The 15,754-nt window shown below is 67.4% G+C and carries 15 protein-coding genes; 8 read left to right on the forward strand and 7 right to left on the reverse strand.

What is annotated here, in order from left to right; all coding sequences use genetic code 11:
- Nucleotides 1-11: 11 nt before the first annotated feature.
- The 4 genes from PGN16_RS05060 to PGN16_RS05075 all read left to right on the forward strand — a co-directional run bounded on the left by PGN16_RS05060 (nt 12) and on the right by PGN16_RS05075 (nt 3,159).
- Nucleotides 12-1,184 carry an endo-1,4-beta-xylanase gene (locus PGN16_RS05060; RefSeq protein ID WP_335308295.1) on the forward strand — a complete coding sequence of 391 codons (1,173 nt, stop codon included), beginning with the start codon at nt 12-14 and terminating at the stop codon, nt 1,182-1,184.
- Nucleotides 1,185-1,200: 16 nt separating this feature from the next.
- Complete coding sequence (locus PGN16_RS05065; protein WP_335308296.1) at nt 1,201-1,803, forward strand: hypothetical protein; 603 nt, start codon at nt 1,201-1,203, stop codon at nt 1,801-1,803.
- Between the two features lie 191 nt (nt 1,804-1,994).
- A complete protein-coding gene (locus tag PGN16_RS05070; protein ID WP_335308297.1) occupies nt 1,995-2,303 on the forward strand; it encodes a hypothetical protein in 309 nt (102 codons plus the stop codon).
- A 160-nt stretch (nt 2,304-2,463) separates the two neighbouring features.
- Complete coding sequence (locus PGN16_RS05075) at nt 2,464-3,159, forward strand: hypothetical protein (protein ID WP_335308298.1); 696 nt, start codon at nt 2,464-2,466, stop codon at nt 3,157-3,159.
- A gap of 34 nt (nt 3,160-3,193) precedes the next feature.
- Here PGN16_RS05075 and PGN16_RS05080 read toward each other — a convergent pair whose 3' ends face one another.
- From PGN16_RS05080 to PGN16_RS05105, 6 genes are all read right to left on the reverse strand, one after another.
- Nucleotides 3,194-3,994, reverse strand: coding sequence for a phosphate/phosphite/phosphonate ABC transporter substrate-binding protein (locus PGN16_RS05080; protein WP_335308299.1), 801 nt, complete (start codon nt 3,992-3,994; stop codon nt 3,194-3,196).
- Nucleotides 3,991-4,872 (reverse strand): fatty acid desaturase, encoded by an 882-nt coding sequence (locus PGN16_RS05085; protein WP_335308300.1) that lies wholly within the window; start codon nt 4,870-4,872, stop codon nt 3,991-3,993. The genes PGN16_RS05080 and PGN16_RS05085 overlap by 4 nt, the downstream gene beginning before the upstream one ends.
- Nucleotides 4,869-5,501 (reverse strand): peroxiredoxin, encoded by a 633-nt coding sequence (locus PGN16_RS05090; RefSeq protein ID WP_335308301.1) that lies wholly within the window; start codon nt 5,499-5,501, stop codon nt 4,869-4,871. Before PGN16_RS05090 ends, PGN16_RS05085 begins: the two co-directional genes overlap by 4 nt.
- 395 nt (nt 5,502-5,896) lie before the next feature.
- A complete protein-coding gene (locus PGN16_RS05095; RefSeq protein ID WP_335308302.1) occupies nt 5,897-6,682 on the reverse strand; it encodes a MetQ/NlpA family ABC transporter substrate-binding protein in 786 nt (261 codons plus the stop codon).
- A gap of 8 nt (nt 6,683-6,690) precedes the next feature.
- Nucleotides 6,691-7,356 (reverse strand): methionine ABC transporter permease, encoded by a 666-nt coding sequence (locus PGN16_RS05100; RefSeq protein ID WP_335308303.1) that lies wholly within the window; start codon nt 7,354-7,356, stop codon nt 6,691-6,693.
- On the reverse strand, nt 7,353-8,078 hold the full coding sequence (locus PGN16_RS05105) for a methionine ABC transporter ATP-binding protein (RefSeq protein ID WP_335308304.1): 726 nt from the start codon (nt 8,076-8,078) through the stop codon (nt 7,353-7,355). The genes PGN16_RS05100 and PGN16_RS05105 overlap by 4 nt, the downstream gene beginning before the upstream one ends.
- A gap of 374 nt (nt 8,079-8,452) precedes the next feature.
- Here PGN16_RS05105 and PGN16_RS05110 point away from each other — a divergent pair, with 374 nt between their 5' ends.
- Nucleotides 8,453-9,199 (forward strand): SDR family NAD(P)-dependent oxidoreductase, encoded by a 747-nt coding sequence (locus PGN16_RS05110; RefSeq protein ID WP_335308305.1) that lies wholly within the window; start codon nt 8,453-8,455, stop codon nt 9,197-9,199.
- Between the two features lie 81 nt (nt 9,200-9,280).
- Here the strand turns inward: PGN16_RS05110 and PGN16_RS05115 are convergent, their stop codons facing one another.
- Nucleotides 9,281-11,524 carry a hypothetical protein gene (locus PGN16_RS05115; RefSeq protein WP_335308306.1) on the reverse strand — a complete coding sequence of 748 codons (2,244 nt, stop codon included), beginning with the start codon at nt 11,522-11,524 and terminating at the stop codon, nt 9,281-9,283.
- Between the two features lie 532 nt (nt 11,525-12,056).
- Here PGN16_RS05115 and PGN16_RS05120 point away from each other — a divergent pair.
- The 3 genes from PGN16_RS05120 (at nt 12,057) to PGN16_RS05130 (ending at nt 15,568) form a co-directional block, all read left to right on the forward strand.
- Nucleotides 12,057-12,461 carry a hypothetical protein gene (locus PGN16_RS05120; RefSeq protein ID WP_335308307.1) on the forward strand — a complete coding sequence of 135 codons (405 nt, stop codon included), beginning with the start codon at nt 12,057-12,059 and terminating at the stop codon, nt 12,459-12,461.
- Between the two features lie 106 nt (nt 12,462-12,567).
- Entirely contained in the window at nt 12,568-15,204 is a 2,637-nt protein-coding gene (locus PGN16_RS05125) for a PAS domain S-box protein (protein WP_335308308.1), read from the forward strand.
- Entirely contained in the window at nt 15,197-15,568 is a 372-nt protein-coding gene (locus PGN16_RS05130) for a response regulator (protein ID WP_335308309.1), read from the forward strand. The genes PGN16_RS05125 and PGN16_RS05130 overlap by 8 nt, the downstream gene beginning before the upstream one ends.
- Nucleotides 15,569-15,754: the final 186 nt, after the last annotated feature.

Genomic DNA, 15,754 nt, shown 5'->3' on the forward strand with positions numbered 1-15,754 from the left:
GAGGTATTCGAATGGGTGAGGAAATTACGCGGCGGGCCAGCCTGGCGGGCGCGCTGGCGCTGCCGTTCGCGCCGCTGGCCAAGGTCGCATCAGGCGCGCCGGGACTTGATGCGATCGCGCGGCGCGGCGGCCGCCGCTTCGGATCGGCGCTGTCGGCGCGGGCGAGGGGCGCTTCGGCCGACAACCCGGCCTATGCCGCGCTGCTGCGCGCCGAGTGCGGGTTGCTCGTCGCCGAGAATGAAATGAAATGGCAGCATCTTCGTCCGGCGCCCGGCGCGTTCGACTTCGCCGCTTTCGACCGGATCGTCGCCTGGGGCGTGGAGCAACGCATGGCGGTGCGCGGTCACAACCTGCTCTGGCAGCGGCGCAAATGGATGCCGGCGTGGCTTGAGAAATATGACTTCGGCGCGCGTCCGGCCCGAACGGCCGGCGACATTCTCGTCGATCATATCGCGACCGTGACGCAACGTTACGGCAAGCGGATCGTCAGTTACGACGTCGTGAACGAAGCAGTGACGCCGGAGACCGGCGCGCTGGAAGAAACCGCCTTGAGCCAGGCGCTCGGCGGAACCGAGGCGACACTGGATCTTGCGTTTCGCACCGCACACGAACACGCGCCGCACGCGGAGCTTGTCTATAACGATTATATGAGCTGGGAGCCCGGCAACGCGGCGCATCGCGCCGGGGTGCTGCGCCTGCTGGAAGGATTTCGGCGGCGCGGGGTGCCGGTCCATGCGCTGGGCGTCCAGTCGCATATCATCACCGCCGGCACGGACACGAGCGGCAGCGCGCGTGCCTATGAACGCGAGTGGCGGCACTTTCTGGATGCGGTGACCGGCATGGGATACCGCTTGCTCATCACCGAATTCGACGTGCGCGACAACGGACTGCCGGTCGATCCGGTCGCGCGCGACCGGGGCGTCGCCGATTATGCGCGGCGCTATCTGGACGTCATGCTCGATTATCCGCAACTGCGCGACGTGGTCGCCTGGGGGTTGTGCGACCGCTTTAGCTGGATCGGTCCGTTCGAGCCGCGCCCGGACCGCGCCGACCGTCGTCCCTGTCCGTATGACGCCGATTATCGCGCCAAGCCGCTGCGTGCGGCGATCGCGCAGGCGCTGACGGCGGCCAAGGCGACCGACGGAACGACGCCACCCGCCACACTAAACTCCGCGCCGATTTAGCGTTATGGCCGCGACCATGCGCACCATATTCCCTGCCTCGCTGTCCTCGCTCGCGGCGTTCGCGGCCGTCGTCGCGAGCCCACCCGCCGCTGCCGCCGGCTATGCCACCCGCGAGATCGGCGCCTGGGTCGTGTCCGTCAGCAGCGACCAGAAGGGCTGTTTTCTCACCCGCACCTATCCCGAGCCGCGCGGCACCACGTTGCAATTCGGGCTGGATGTCGACGGCAGCAACCGGCTGACGTTGCTCAATCCCAATTGGTCGATCCGCGCGCGCGAGCAGCTCCGGCTGGATTTCCGCCTCTCACGCTCCGCCTTTCCCCGCCATGTCGCGATCGGCATCACGACCGGGGGCCAGCGCGGCTTCGTCACCGACTTCGGTGCGGCGTTCCCGCGCGACTTTGCCGCGTCCGCCTATCTGAAGGTGCGCCGCGGTGACGTTCCCGTGGAAGAATTGACGCTCGAAGGCAGCGGTGCGGCGGTCGCCGAGTTGCGCCGCTGCGTCGATCGGCAGCGCGCCCCGGCCGCCGGCAAGGCGGTGCGGGATGACGGTGGCCGCATCCCGCTCGATCCGTTCGCGCGTGGCCAGCACGCGATTCGAGAAAGTAACGAGACCGAGTGATCCTGTTCAGCGATGGTTAATGCATAAGTATTCGCAGCAACCATCGACAACAAAATGCAGTCTACCACGAACTTTCGGGCGGATCACTCCTCGGTTCGGCGTGCCGAAGCGTCGTCCTGTCGCCTCTTCTATTGCCGCTGCGTTACAATCTAGGCTCCCTCGCCGGGCTAGAGATTATTTGGAAGATTGTGATGCTTACCTCCTTTGCCAAACTCTCCCCCGCGATCGCGATCCTGCTGATCGCTCCGACGCTCGGCGGCTGCGCCACCAAGAAATATGTGCGCGAGCAGATCGAACCCGTCAGCGCGCGCGTGAGCACGCTGGAGACGCAGTTGCAGGCCACCGACGGCACCGCCAAGCAGGCACTCGCCGAGGCACAGGCCGCGTCGGGCCAGGCGCAGCAGCAAGGGCAGCGCCTCGATCAGTTGAACGGTCGCGTCGACGGTGTCGAACAGCGCCTTCAGCAGCAGGAGCAGCGCGGCAAGCGTCCGCGCCACTAATCTGCCTCATCCCGTCGCTGCGACCGGCGTGCCGTGACGGCAGCGCCGGTGCGCGGCGACAGATCGACGAGCGCCCGGTGCATCCCGATCGCCGTGTGATCGTTGACGAACATCCAGCGGTCGCCCCACCGGGCGGCCGCTTCCGGCTTCTGGCGGCACGATGATCATATTACAGCTATTTGCCGGGCTCGCATTGGTCGCGGCCGGCGCGCCGACGGCAACCCGTCCGAAGGCGCAGGGTGTGGCGACGGCGAAAGTGCCGGAAGCGACCTCGGAGGCGGTCCTGTCGCCTTCGGCCGACGCGCTTCGCGTGGCGGACTGGATTGCCGCATCGCACGACAATCACGCGCTGCCCTATGCCGTCATCGACAAGCGGGATGCGTCGCTCATCCTGTTCGATGGAAAGGGCAAGTTGCTTGCGCAGGTGCCGGTGCTGCTCGGCATCGCGCCGGGTGACGACGCCACGCCCGGTGTCGGCAGCAAGAAGCTCGGCGAGATCGGCCCGGCCGAAAAGACCACCCCGGCGGGGCGGTTCCTCGCGAAATTCGGCTATGCCGCCGGACGCCAGCGCGTGCTGTGGGTCGATTACACCAACAGCGTCGCGATCCACTCGATCCCCGGCGACGCTGCCCGATCGGAGAATCGCCGCGCGCGGATGCTGTCGCCCGAGGCCGACGACAACCGCATCACGTTCGGCTGCATCAACGTCCCTCGCGCCTTCTATGCCACGAACCTGCGCCCGATGTTCGAGAAGAAGGGCGGCTATGTCTACATCCTGCCCGATACCCGATCGCTCGAAGACGTCTTTCCTCGGCTGAGGGTTCATGCGCTGGTATCGGGAAGGGGAGCCGTTTAGCCCCCGGCTCGGGCGCTGTGCGCCGGGAATGGCGTCAGACCAGGTGCGGATAGCCTCGGGTCGCCGCCTTGCGGGCCAGTGCCAGCAGCGTGGCGTAGCGATGCCCGCCTGAGGGCACGATGTCCGACAGGAACAGCGCGTCGCGCGCGCTGTCCAGCCGGGGATCGTTCGCCACCGCCGTCAGCGCCGCCCGGAGCGCAGCGACCGTCGCCATCGGCGTGGCGCGCGCGGTGACGAAGGGCAGCGTCGGAGACGGTCGGGTGACGGCGATCGTCCGCAGTCCGGCCAGCGCCTCCGGCTCGAAACGTGCCAGCGCAGCATAGGTGACGGCATCGATCGCCGCGATGTCGGCGGCGGCGGTGCGAACGGCCAGCGCGCTCTGTCGATGCGAGCCGGTCGTCACGACCGCGCTGAAGAACGGCGAGGCGTCCGCCACGTCCGCAAGCGCGTCGCGGAACAGGTTCGTGCCCGTGTTCGACAGCGGTGCGTTGATCGCGGCGATCCGGCCGCGGAAGGCCGCGAGATCGCTCGCCCTTTCGGTATCGCGCACGACAAGGTGGCTGAGGTGCCGGCCGGGCGTGCAGCCGGGCACGGCGTAGCGCGGCACCGCGACGACGCGCAGATCGAGCGTGTCGTCGGCAACCAGCGGGTAACCGCAGCATTGCGCCAGCAGCAGGTCCGGCGCGCGCCAGACGTCCTCCACCGGTAGATCCTGGTCGAGCGTGGCCGGTGCGTCGATGTCGCGCTCGCGCAATGCGGCCCCGAGCGCGGCCCAGATCGCATCGTTCGCCCAGCGCTGTGCCGGGTGATCGTACATGGCGAGCGACGCGATCATCGGCGTTTGTCCGCGTCGGGGTGCACGAGCACGTCGTGTCGGCGCAGTGCGTAGCGGCGCACGATCGCACCGTAGCTGCGGTGCGCCGCGCCGGCCTCCGCCGCCAGGCGGTTCCGATGCCGGCGCTGATGCACGGGCAGGCGGTACCAGGCGAGATCGGGCCGATCGTGATGCGCGGTGTGCAGGTGATTGTTGAGATAGAGCAGCCCCAGCAGCCCGCCGCGCTCGACGGTCGCCGCGCGGCTTGGGCCGGGAATGTCGGCGCGATGCTCGGCAAACGACCGCAGCAGCGTCAGCGACAATGCGGGATAGACGACGAGCAGGAGGTACCTCATCGTGCCGAAGCCGGTCGCCTCCAGCCATGCGATCAACACGGCGGCGCCGACGAGGTGCAGCGACCAGTCGCGCGCCACGGCACCGGGCCGCGTGCGCAGCCGCTGCGCTTCGGCAGCCGCCAGCGTCAGGATCGCGAGCGCCGGCCCGAACAGCAGCCGGCCCAGCAGCGTCGACTGGATCGCGGCCGCCCACCGCTTCGCGCCGCCCCCTGCGACGTAGCGCGATTCCGGATCGTGGCGCGGATCGGTGATATGCGGGCTCCGATGGTGCGCAATGTGGCTGTCGCGATAGAGGGAGTAGGGCAACCATAGCGAGAGCGGCACGCTGCCGATCGCGGCGTTGATCGTCGCCGAGCGCGTGGGATGGCCATGGATCGTTTCGTGCTGGAGCGAGCCGTGCCACGCCACCAGCCACGCGCCGGCCATGACGACCACCGGCAGCGGGAGCGCGGCGTGGAAAGCGGTCAGCGCCAGCCAGCCGCCGTAGATGACGGCGGCGAGCGCCACCGTCGGCCATTCGATCCCACGCCGCGCGCGGTTCATGCAGGCTGCCTGACGGTACGCAGGTACGGCAACGGCGCGTCCCAGCCGGCCGGAAACAGCGCGCGCGCCGCCTCGTCATCGACCGAGGGGACGATGATGACGTCGTCGCCGTGCTTCCAGTCGGCAGGCGTCGCCACCTTGTGCCGGTCGGTCAGTTGCAAGCTGTCGACCGTGCGCAGGATTTCGGCGAAGTTGCGTCCGGTCGAGGCCGGGTAGGTCAGCGTCAGGCGCAGCTTCCGCGCCGGATCGATGACCAGCACGGTCCGCACCGTCGTGGTGTCGGACGCGCCGGGATGGATCAGGTCGAGCGCGAGCGATACGGAACGGTCGTGATCGGCGATCAACGGGAAGTTGAGCGCATGGCCTTGGCTTTTCTCGATATCGTCGGCCCAGCGGGCGTGGCTGTCGAGCGGATCGACCGAGAGCCCCGCGACCTTGACGCCGCGACGGTCGAACTCGGGTTTCAGCGCCGCGACGGCCCCAAGCTCGGTGGTGCAGACCGGCGTGAAATCGCGCGGATGCGAGAACAGCACCACCCAGCTTTCGCCAGCCCATTCGTAGAAATGGAACGGGCCGATCGTGGAATCTTGTGTGAAATCAGGAACGACATCGCCGAGTTTGAGAGACATGTGGCACCTCCTGCACCATCATCCACCAATTCGATGGGAATTGAATGCAGCAAATCTCACGTCAAGGAAAGCGTGTCTTCATCCTGGCAAGGGCGGGGCGTGGAGATGTTCGCCCGCCGCGTCGCCCGGTTTGACCGACACGTCGCGGCGAAGCCGCTCCCCTGATTTCGAACGGTCCTAGGGCCGATCGAAATCAGGGGAGCGGAGCTTGCCAGCTTGCTGGCTAGCACAGCTTGGGTGGGGGGGTGAGCGAGCCAAAGGCTCGCGCGCTCGCTTGCGCGAGCGCCACCCCTCACCCAGCTCCGACCAAGACTTTGCTGCGCAAAGCCTAAGTCTGCGCAACCCTCTCCCCTCTGCGAGGGGCGAGGGCAGGCAACTATGAATGTCGATCGCCCCTAGAACGCCGGCAGCACCGCGCCCTTGTAGGTTCGTTCGATGAACGCGCGGGTCTGTGCGCTGTGTAGCGCCGCTACCAGCTTGCGGACGCGCGGATCGTCGGCGGTGCCGGGCCGGCCCACGACGAAGTTGACGTAAGGCGAATTCCGGTCCTCGATCGCCAGCGCGTCGCGGGTCGGGTTGAGCTTCGCGTCCAGCGCGTAATTGGTGTTGATGAGCGCGAGATCGACCTCGCCCAGTACACGCGGCAGCGTTGCCGGTTCGAGCTCGCGGAACTGCAGTTTGCGCGGGTTCGCCACGATGTCGCCGAGGGTGGCGAGCGGATTGGCGGGGTCCTTCAGGCGGATCAGCCCGGCCTTTTGCAGGACCAGCAGCGCGCGGCCGCCGTTGCTGGGCTCGTTGGGGATCGCGACGCTGGCCCCGGCGGGAACGTCCTCGATCGACTTCCACCGCCGCGAATAGGCGCCCAGCGGCTCGACGTGGACACCCGCGACCGGCACCAGCTTCGTGCCGCGCTCCTTGTTGAACTGCTGGAGATAGGGACCGGTCTGGAAATAGTTGACGTCGATCTGACTCTGATCGACCTGCAGGTTCGGCTGCACGTAGTCGTTGAAGACCCGCACATCGAGGTCGACGCCTTCCTTCGCGAGCAACGGTTTGACCTGCGCCAGGATCTCGGCGTGGGGCACGGCGGTCGCGGCGACGGTCAGGCGGTGCGGATCGCTTTTGCTGCCGCAGGCGGCGAGCAACAAAGCGGCGGCAAGCAAGGTGCGGCGGGGAAGCATCGGGATCCTCAACGATGGTCCAGCCGGCGCGCGAGCCAGTCGCCGCCGAGCTGGAGGAGTTGGACGAGCACGACCATCAGCACGACGGTGACGAGCATCACATCGGTCTGGAAGCGCTGATAACCGTAGCGGATGGCGAGGTCGCCCAGCCCGCCTGCGCCGACGACCCCGGCCATGGCGGTGAACGAGACGAGCGCGACCGCCGTGACGGTGGCGCCCGAGACGAGGCCGGGCAGCGCCTCGGGCAGCAGCGCGCGGGTGACGATCTGGCGGCGGCTCGCGCCCATCGCCTGCGCCGCCTCGATCGTCGCGCGCGGCACCTCGCGCAGCGCCTGTTCGACGAGCCGCGCATAGAAAGGCGCGGCACCCACGACGAGCGGCAGGATCGCGCCCGCCACTCCCAAGGAGGTGCCGACTAATGCGAGCGTCACCGGGATCAGCACGATCAGCAGGATGACGAACGGCACCGACCGCAGCACGTTGACGACCGCGCCCAGCAGGCGGTTGAGCCAGCGCGCCTCCGCGATCTGCCCGCGGCCAGTGACGAACAGCAAAACGCCGAGCGGCACGCCGACGAGGATCGTCAGCGCCAGCGACGCGCCCAGCATCACCAGCGTGTCGCGCGTCGCCACGGCGATGTCGCCCCAGACGACGTTGGCGAACCAGCCGCTCATGCCGCTTCCCCGAGCAAAGCGCGGGTGGCGGCATGATCGCCGTCCAGCACCAGGTCGAGCGGTCCGCTGTCCACCACGCGACCGCGATCGAGCACCGCGACATGGCTGCATACCGCGCGCACCACCGACATTTCGTGGGTGATGAGCACGATCGTCAGCCCGAGTTCGCGGTTGAGGTCGCCGAGCAGCGAGAGCACCGAGCGCGTGGTTTCGGGATCGAGCGCGCTGGTCGCTTCGTCGCACAGCAGCACATCCGGGCGGGTCGCCAGCGCGCGGGCGATCCCGACGCGTTGCCGCTGACCGCCCGACAGCCGTGCGGGATAGCTCGCCGCCTTGTCCGCAAGCCCGACGCGGTCGAGCAGCGCCGTGACCCGCGCGTCGCGCTCGGCACGCGGCACGCCCGCCAGTTCGAGCGGCAACGCGACGTTGGCGGCGACGGTGCGATTGGCAAGCAGCCCGAACGACTGGAAGATCATGCCGACGCGCCGCCGCAACGCACGCAGGCCAGACTGGTCGAGTGTGCCGAGATCGATGCCGTCGACCTGCACCGTCCCCGCGCTGGGCTGGTCGAGCCCGTTGAGCAGCCGCAGCAGCGTCGACTTGCCGGCACCCGACCGGCCGATCACGCCGAAGATCGCGCCGCGCGGCACATCGAGCGACACGTCGTCCAGCGCACGCGTGCCGTCCGGAAAGTCCTTGCTGACGCCGTTGAGCGCGATCATGCCGTCCCCATCGCCTCGACCGCGCGGCATGTCTTTCCGAGCGTCACGAGACGTGGCCCGAATTGTTGCGGATGTTCGTGAAGGAGGGCGGGATCGGTCATGGGGTTCCTGATGCTGCCCGTGCTTGCTAGCCGCCGGGCGCGGGCAACGGGATGCAATTCACCTTTGAACGCTGCTAGCCCAGCTTGATCCATGTGGGACCGTTCGGGCGCGAAACCCGGACGCGTGTGCCCGATTGGGCCGCGTCGCGATCGCAGGCCGATCGAAGCAGCCGGCCGCCCGTCCGAACCGCAGAGGTTCGTCACGCTTGAACCGCGCGCGATTGGCGGCAACATCGACGGCACGGAGTCGCCAAGGCAAAAGGAACATCGACCATGAAGACAGCGATCGTCACCGGCGCGACATCGGGGATCGGCCGCGCGGCCACGAAAGCGCTGGTCGATGCGGGTTGGCAGGTGATCGCGACCGGACGCCGCGCGGACCGGCTGGCGGCGCTGACCGAGGAACATGGCGAGCGCGTGCACGCCGCCACGTTCGACATTCGCGACGATGCGGCGCGCGACGCCGCCCTCGACGCGCTACCCGAGCCGTTCCGCGGCATCGATCTGCTGATCAACAATGCCGGCCTCGCGCTGGGCACCGTTCCGGCGCAGAAGGCCGATCTCGGACAATGGCGGACGATGATCGATACGAACGTCATCGCGCTGGTCGCCATTACGCACCGGCTGCTGCCGACGCTCATCGCGCGCAAGGGCGCGATCGTGAACATCGGATCGGTGGCCGGCAGCTACCCGTACACCGGCGGGAACGTCTACGGCGGCACCAAGGCGTTCGTGGAACAGTTTTCGCTGAACCTCCGCTCGGACCTTCACGGCACCGGCGTTCGCGTCAGCACCATCGAGCCGGGCATGGTGGAGACGGAATTCACGCTGGTACGCACCGGCGGCGACCAGAAGGCATCGGACACGCTTTACGGCGGCTCTTCGCCGATGACCGCCGAGGACATCGCCGCCACCATCCTGTGGATCGCGTCGTTGCCGCCGCATCTGAACATCAACCGGCTGGAGTTGATGCCGGTAAGCCAGTCATTCGCCGGATTTCAGGTGGCGCGGGACGGGTGAGCCTTAACGTCGTGCCGGCGCTCTGGGGACTGGCCGATGCCGGTCGTGCCGCCGGTGACGATGATTGGCTTGCCCCGCCGATCATTCGCTCCATTGCAGGATCAGGCGGCCGCTGGCGGGCACGCGAAAGTCGAGGCGATCCTTGTCGGCGTGATGCGGGCGCAGCCGGTCGCCGTGCGCGCTGGTCAGCGTCGCCGCCGGCAGCCGCTTCCGCTTGAGCCGCACCAGCGACAGGTCGGCATGGCATGTCTCGCCGCCGTCGAGCACCAGCGTCAGCGCGCGGTCGCCGGTACGCTCGATCGCGCGGACGAACAGGTTGCAGAACAGCCGGAACGGCGCGCCCTCGACAGGGTGGAAGGCGCGCGACGCAAAGACCATCGCCGCGCCCGCGCCATAGATTTCCTGCCCGACCTGTCCGGCCTGTTGTCCGTCGCCGTACAGGTCCTCGAGCGGAAAGGAGAGTTTGGGGTTGATGATCCCGCTCTGATGCGGCGGACCGGCGATGGCTTTCTCGGGGAGCGCATCGGGATAGTAATACCACGCGCGGTCGAGCGCATATTTGCAATATTCGCCGATCAGCATCCGCGCGGCAGGCTCCAGATCCGGGCCGCTGTCGGCAAGATACGCGTCGAACGCGGTGAAGCTGTCGAAACATTCATAGATCGCCATGTACGGCGCGTCATGCAGGCAGGTCGCGCCGAGGAAGGTGCGGTAATGCCGCGCGTGGCCGATCTCCGATTCCCATAATTCGCAATTGTGGAAGAAGCTGGCGAGATAGACGTAGCTTTGCGCGCGGTAGCGTTCCTCGTTGGTGATCCGCCACAGCCGCAGACACGCCGCCGCGCCCCAGGCGGTCAGGTTCGCCTGATATTCGAGGTTGAAGCGCATCCCGACCGCGGCATCGATCGCCGCGCGCGCCTCGTCGAGATAGGTCTGGTCGTCGGTAAGCTGATAACAGAACAGCATCAGTTGCGCGTAGATGCCGCCGACGTCGGTCTGGCCGAAACGATCGTCGTTGCGCGCCTGCGTCTTCACCGAGAAGTCGCGGACATCGTACATGATCGGCCACGCATAATTGAAATGGCGCGCGGCGCGGATCGCATAGTCGATCGACTTCATCAGCAGGTCGCGGCACGTCGCATCGCCGTCCAGCGCCATCCGCGCCATATTGAGCATCGGATGATAGAGATACCAGCTATCGACCGCGTCGGCGTCCTTGTCGGCGCCGACGTTGGGCAGATAGCGCCGCACCACCTTCAGTTTTTCGTCGTAGAAGCGCGGCAATCCGCGCCGCAATTCCTCTTCGAGCGGCGGCGGTTCGCCGCGCCAGCGTCCGTAATCGTGGAGCGCGGCGAGCACCGACATCTGCACCATCACGTCGGGATATTCGCCCTCCGGGTAGGGCATGACATAGGTGTGGCCATAATGGCGGACGGTCGCCTGCGGCGCGTCCGCCAGATCGGCGATCGTGCGGTCGGCGCGATCGATCCAGTCGCGATAGTCGACGTGCGGCAGCGGCAATGCTTTGTACGCGAGCCCGAGCATCTGGAGGAACTGGCGCGCCATCTCCAGCTCATCGTCCGCGGCACCATCGCGGAACACGATGATCGGGTTGCTGAGCATCACCATCTCGCCCGCAGGCAGCGGGTGCGTCGGGGGCGTGCCACTTTGCGGGGGAGTGGGGAGCAGATAGCCCAGCTCCGGCCATTCTCCGCCGACCGCCGCGTCGGGCACGGTGTGCGTCGCGCGATAATAATCGTTCAGCCGCGTCAGGTTCTGCAGGTACAAGGTGCTGCCGAACGCCGGATCGTCGCAGCGGAAGTAGATCAGCCCGCCGTTCACGCCGCGCTGCGCCGCCTCGACGGTGCCGGTCGCACCGGTCGGATCGTCGTCGGCGTCGAGCACGTACAGGTCGCGCGGGTGGAAGGGGATCAGCAGCGGCGCGGCCGGGGTCAGCCACACCGCCAACTGCATCCCATGCAGGTCGGCCTCGCTGGTGCGCAGCGCGATGAGGTATCGGCCGATCGTGCCTTCCGCCTCCAGCCGCAGCGCCTCGCCGGGCTCGGGCGCGAGCTTGCGAACGGTGACGCTGCCGCCGGGAACATAGGCCGCGCGCACCGCCAGCCCGCCCTTGCCGGCGCGCCGCACCAGCGCCCAGATCGAGTCCTCGCCGCGACAGACCTCGACGGTCAGATCGCCGAGCCGAAGAAGCGCGATCCGCGCCATGCCACCGTTCCGCAACTCGCCGCGCAGCGCCAGCACATAGGCGCTGACGCCCGACACATCGTTGGCCAATGGCGCGGCCGGTGATGTTCGCGTCACCATCGGCCTTCCTCGCTGGCGCGGCATGAGGCGAGGGCGACACCCTTCGCGGGCGTCGGTGCGGCAACCTCGCTGCCGATCGGGTCGATTACGACATCTCGCCTGCAAGGCTTCGATGTTGCATCCATGACGGGTCCTCACTTAGATCACTGATCTGTCGTGTAGCGCTGGCCAAGTGTTTCCGCTTCTTAACGAAGCGCCGCTTCAACAGTTCAGTCCTTGCAGATGGACAGTTCGTCACCGGCCGCCGTCGCGGCACCTTTTTGATAAACATCGGTCAAGGCGGGCGCTCAACAACCTGCCGTGGATGAACGCGCGTCGCCTGCCGGCCGCGGACAATCGGTCTATCGCGACGGTAGCGCGGCGCGATCAAGCAGTGTCGCTCGCGAATTGGTCCGATCAATCGCGCGCCGGCTTGGCTCGTGGAAAGTTTTTGATCCCGATCAAGGCTCCTATCCTTTGTTGTGACCGCCGCGATCTTTGACGTGTGATATTCCCTGAGGTTAATGACAGGGCATTGATCATGGAGCGTAAGTTGGCGGGGTGCGTCGTTCTTGTGGTCGAGGATGAGTATTTCATCGCGACCGATACGGCGGATGCGCTCAAGGAGGCGGGTGCCATCGTGCTGGGACCGTGCCCCGGCCCCGCCGAGGCGATGCGCATCCTCAGCGAGTTCAGGCCGTCACATGCCGTTCTCGACCTGAATCTGGACGGGTCCGGTGCGCGGTTCGAGGTCGCGCGCGCGCTGAAGGATCAGCATATCCAGAGCGTCATCGTGACGGGGTACGATCCCTCGATCGTTCCGGCCGATTTGGCGGACACGCTTTGTCTGCAGAAGCCGGTGCTTTACCATGAGGTGGTCGAGGCCGTCGCCGCCCAGTCCGGCCGCTATGCCACGCCGCGAGCATGGGGCTGGACGGCGGACCACGCCGTCCGCTGACAGACGTGATCCTTTCCCGCCTTTCACACGAATCCCGGCGCCGCCGATGGGTGCTGTCCTCACCCGGCCATCGACAGCATGGCAGCCATGGGAGCGAGGCAGCTTGATGACCGGGCAAGAGGCACAGGCGCCGCCGCGCTGGCCGTTCGCCGAAACGGCGATGGCGAAACGGATCCGCGATTTCGACTGGTCGGCAACCGCGCTCGGGCCGATCGCAGGCTGGCCGCAGCATTTGAGGACGGTCGTCGACTTCATGTTCGACACGCCGGGGATGGCGAGCCTCGTCTGGGGCGAGAAGGCGATCCACCTCTACAACGACCGCTTCACCGAGCTGCTCCGCGAGCACCATGTGCAGCCGTTGGGGCGATCCGCGTATGAGACCTTCGCACGGTCGCGCGGTGCCTTCGCTGCCGATGTCGCTGCCGGCATGGCGGGGCAGTCGGCCCGGCTTCCGGCGCAGCGTTACCCGGTGCTGCGGAACGGCCGATTGGAGGACGCGTGGTTCGATGTCGACTATGCGCCGGTGCGCGACGAGCACGGAGCGGTCGCCGGCGTCCTGTGGACCCTGAAGGAAACCACCACCCAGGTTCTGGCGGCGCGCGCCCTGCGTGAAAGCGAGGCGCGACACCGGTTGCTGATCGGTAGCTGGGCGCAGGCGGTGTGGGAAACCGATCGCGACGGCGTCGTCGTCGCCGACAGCCCGAGCTGGCGCGCCTTCACCGGCCAGACACTGGAGGAGTGGCTCGGCTATGGCTGGCTGGATGCCATCCACCCTGACGACCGCGCCTATGCCGAGCGTCAGTGGCGCGACGCGATCGCCGCGCGCGGCCTTGTCGATGCGGAGTTCCGCTTGCGCGCGCCCGATGGCGGCTGGCGCTGGACGAACGTGCGCGCAGCCCCCGTCCTCGACGCTGACGATGGCATCGCGAAATGGGTCGGGATCAACATCGACATCGATGCGCGCAAACGTGCCGAAACGGCGCTTCGCGAAAGCGAGGCCAAATATCGGTCGCTGTTCGAGTCGATGGACGACGCCTATGCCGTTGTCGACGTGCTGCGCGACGCGGATGGTCGGTGGAGCGACTTCCGCTTTGTCGAGGTCAATCCCGCGTTTCTCGAGCACACGGGTATGCCCTGGCCGATCGGCAAGACGGCGACCGAATTGCTGGGCACGCCGAACCCGCATTGGACCAGGCTATATGGTCAGGTGCTGGAAACCGGGCGCTCGATCCGCGTCGATGAGAGTGAGCCGACGCTCGACCGCATCTTCGATCTGAACATCTTTCCGCTCGTGCGGGAGCGCCATCGCGTCGCGGTATTGTTCACCAACGTGACCGAACAGCGTCGGGCGGCGGCGGCAATGCGAGAGAGCGAGGAGGTCCGGCGCGTCGCGCTCGACAGCGGCCGGATGGGCGCGTGGAAGTGGGACACGCGCGCCGGGACGGTGCGGACCGACGCCACGGTGCAGGCGCTGTGGGGCGTGTCCGCGCCGGAGCAGCCGCATCCCGTCTCGGTCTACGCCGACCTCATGTTCTCCGAGGGCGCCGACTGGCTCGCCGACGTCGCGGCAAAGGACATCGCGCCGGGCGAGGACTTTCAGGTGCAGGTCCAGATCGCCACAGGCCCGACGGCAGGGCGCTGGGTCGAGATCCGCGGGCGGGCCGAGCGCGAAAGGCCGTGGATCATCAACGGCGTCAGCTTCGACATCACCCCGCGCCGTCAGGTCGAGGAGCGCGTCCGCGCCAGCGAGCAACGCCTGCGCCTGCTGGTCGAGGGCATCCCCCAACTGGTTTGGCGTTCCGCGGACGACGGCCGCTGGACCTGGTCGAGCCTGCAGTGGCAATCGCTGACCGGGCAGAGTCTCGCCGCCAGTCTCGACCGGGGATGGCTGGACGCCGTTCATCCCGACGATCGGGACGCCACGGTGCGCGCCTGGCACGAAGCCGCCACCACCGGCGGCATCGATGTCGAGTTCAGGGTCCGGCGCGCCGTCGACGGTGCCTATCTTTGGCACCATACGCGCTCGATGCCGGTCCGTGACGACGCCGGGCGCATCGTGGAATGGCTCGGCACCACCACCGACGTGCAGCAGCGGAAGGAACTGCAAGAGCGCCAGACGGTGCTGGTCGACGAGCTTCAGCACCGTACCCGCAATCTCATCGGCGTCGTCCGGTCCATGTCGGACAAGACCGCACGAACCAGCGCCGACCTGCGCGATTTCCGCGCGCGGTTCGGCGCTCGTCTCGACGCGCTCGCGCGCGTGCAGGGGCTGCTCTCCCGCCTCGACGATGTCGATCGCGTCTCCTTCGACGAATTGCTTCGGACCGAACTGTCGGCGATGAGCGGTAGCCTCGATCGCGTCCGGCTGGAGGGTCCGATGGGCGTGCGGCTGCGGTCGTCGACGGTGCAGACGCTTGCGATGGCGTTGCACGAGCTGGCGACGAACGCCGTCAAATACGGGGCCTTTCGGCAAGCGGGCGGTCAACTTGCGGTGATCTGGTCCCTCGATTCGCACGGGGAGGGCGGGAAGCCGTGGCTTCACGTCGACTGGCGGGAGAGTGGGGTCGCGATGCCGCCAGACGGCGCCGCGCCGACCGGGTCCGGGCAGGGGCGGGACCTGATCGAGCGCGCGCTGCCCTATCAGCTCCGCGCCCGAACGTCGTACCGGCTGGGACCGGACGGCGTCCATTGCACGATCTCGCTACCCGTTTCCGCGAGCACGGAGGTGCCCACCCATGCCTGAACGGACGCTAGACGGTTGCCGCATCCTGGTGGTCGAGGACGAATATCTGTTGGCCGACGACCTGCGGACCGGGCTCGACGATGCCGGTGCGCTGGTGCTCGGTCCGGTCGCGACTGTCGACGATGCGCTGACACTGGTCGGTGCCGAACCACGCATCGATGGTGCGGTGCTCGACGTCAATCTCGGCGGAGAGCCGGCCTATGCCGTCGCGGACCTGTTGATCGAGCGCCACGTGCCGCTCGTTTTCACGACCGGCTACGACGGCACCTCGCTCCCAAGCCGCTTCGCCGATATTGCGCGATGCGAAAAGCCCACGACCATCAAGCTGATCACGCAAGCGATCGGGCGCGTGATCCACGATTGAGGCACCCCGGTGCTCCGGTGGAAGCATCATCAGGCCAGCCGATATCAACGCGCGGCGCGACGCCGCGAGCGATCGGGCTTGCTTGTTGCCCTCCGGGCGGCACTGCCCTTCCGGTAATTCGCCTTAATCCAGCACAATGCAGCTATCCTCGATTTCTATAACATTTCGTGTCTGACGATGGACACA

Origin of the sequence: Sphingomonas phyllosphaerae, assembly GCF_036946485.1 — a bacterium.
Classification (GTDB): Bacteria; Pseudomonadota; Alphaproteobacteria; order Sphingomonadales; family Sphingomonadaceae; genus Sphingomonas; species Sphingomonas phyllosphaerae_E.

Coding starts and splice junctions, on each gene's coding strand:
- PGN16_RS05075 (WP_335308298.1), top strand. CDS start 2,464: ATGATCATATTACAGCTATTTGCCGGGCTCGCATTGGTCGCGGCCGGC.
- PGN16_RS05110 (WP_335308305.1), top strand. CDS start 8,453: ATGAAGACAGCGATCGTCACCGGCGCGACATCGGGGATCGGCCGCGCG.
- PGN16_RS05065 (WP_335308296.1), top strand. CDS start 1,201: ATGCGCACCATATTCCCTGCCTCGCTGTCCTCGCTCGCGGCGTTCGCG.
- PGN16_RS05095 (WP_335308302.1), bottom strand. CDS start 6,682: ATGCTTCCCCGCCGCACCTTGCTTGCCGCCGCTTTGTTGCTCGCCGCC.
- PGN16_RS05070 (WP_335308297.1), top strand. CDS start 1,995: ATGCTTACCTCCTTTGCCAAACTCTCCCCCGCGATCGCGATCCTGCTG.
- PGN16_RS05105 (WP_335308304.1), bottom strand. CDS start 8,078: ATGATCGCGCTCAACGGCGTCAGCAAGGACTTTCCGGACGGCACGCGT.
- PGN16_RS05080 (WP_335308299.1), bottom strand. CDS start 3,994: ATGATCGCGTCGCTCGCCATGTACGATCACCCGGCACAGCGCTGGGCG.
- PGN16_RS05130 (WP_335308309.1), top strand. CDS start 15,197: ATGCCTGAACGGACGCTAGACGGTTGCCGCATCCTGGTGGTCGAGGAC.
- PGN16_RS05060 (WP_335308295.1), top strand. CDS start 12: ATGGGTGAGGAAATTACGCGGCGGGCCAGCCTGGCGGGCGCGCTGGCG.
- PGN16_RS05115 (WP_335308306.1), bottom strand. CDS start 11,524: ATGGTGACGCGAACATCACCGGCCGCGCCATTGGCCAACGATGTGTCG.
- PGN16_RS05100 (WP_335308303.1), bottom strand. CDS start 7,356: ATGAGCGGCTGGTTCGCCAACGTCGTCTGGGGCGACATCGCCGTGGCG.
- PGN16_RS05085 (WP_335308300.1), bottom strand. CDS start 4,872: ATGAACCGCGCGCGGCGTGGGATCGAATGGCCGACGGTGGCGCTCGCC.
- PGN16_RS05090 (WP_335308301.1), bottom strand. CDS start 5,501: ATGTCTCTCAAACTCGGCGATGTCGTTCCTGATTTCACACAAGATTCC.
- PGN16_RS05125 (WP_335308308.1), top strand. CDS start 12,568: ATGACCGGGCAAGAGGCACAGGCGCCGCCGCGCTGGCCGTTCGCCGAA.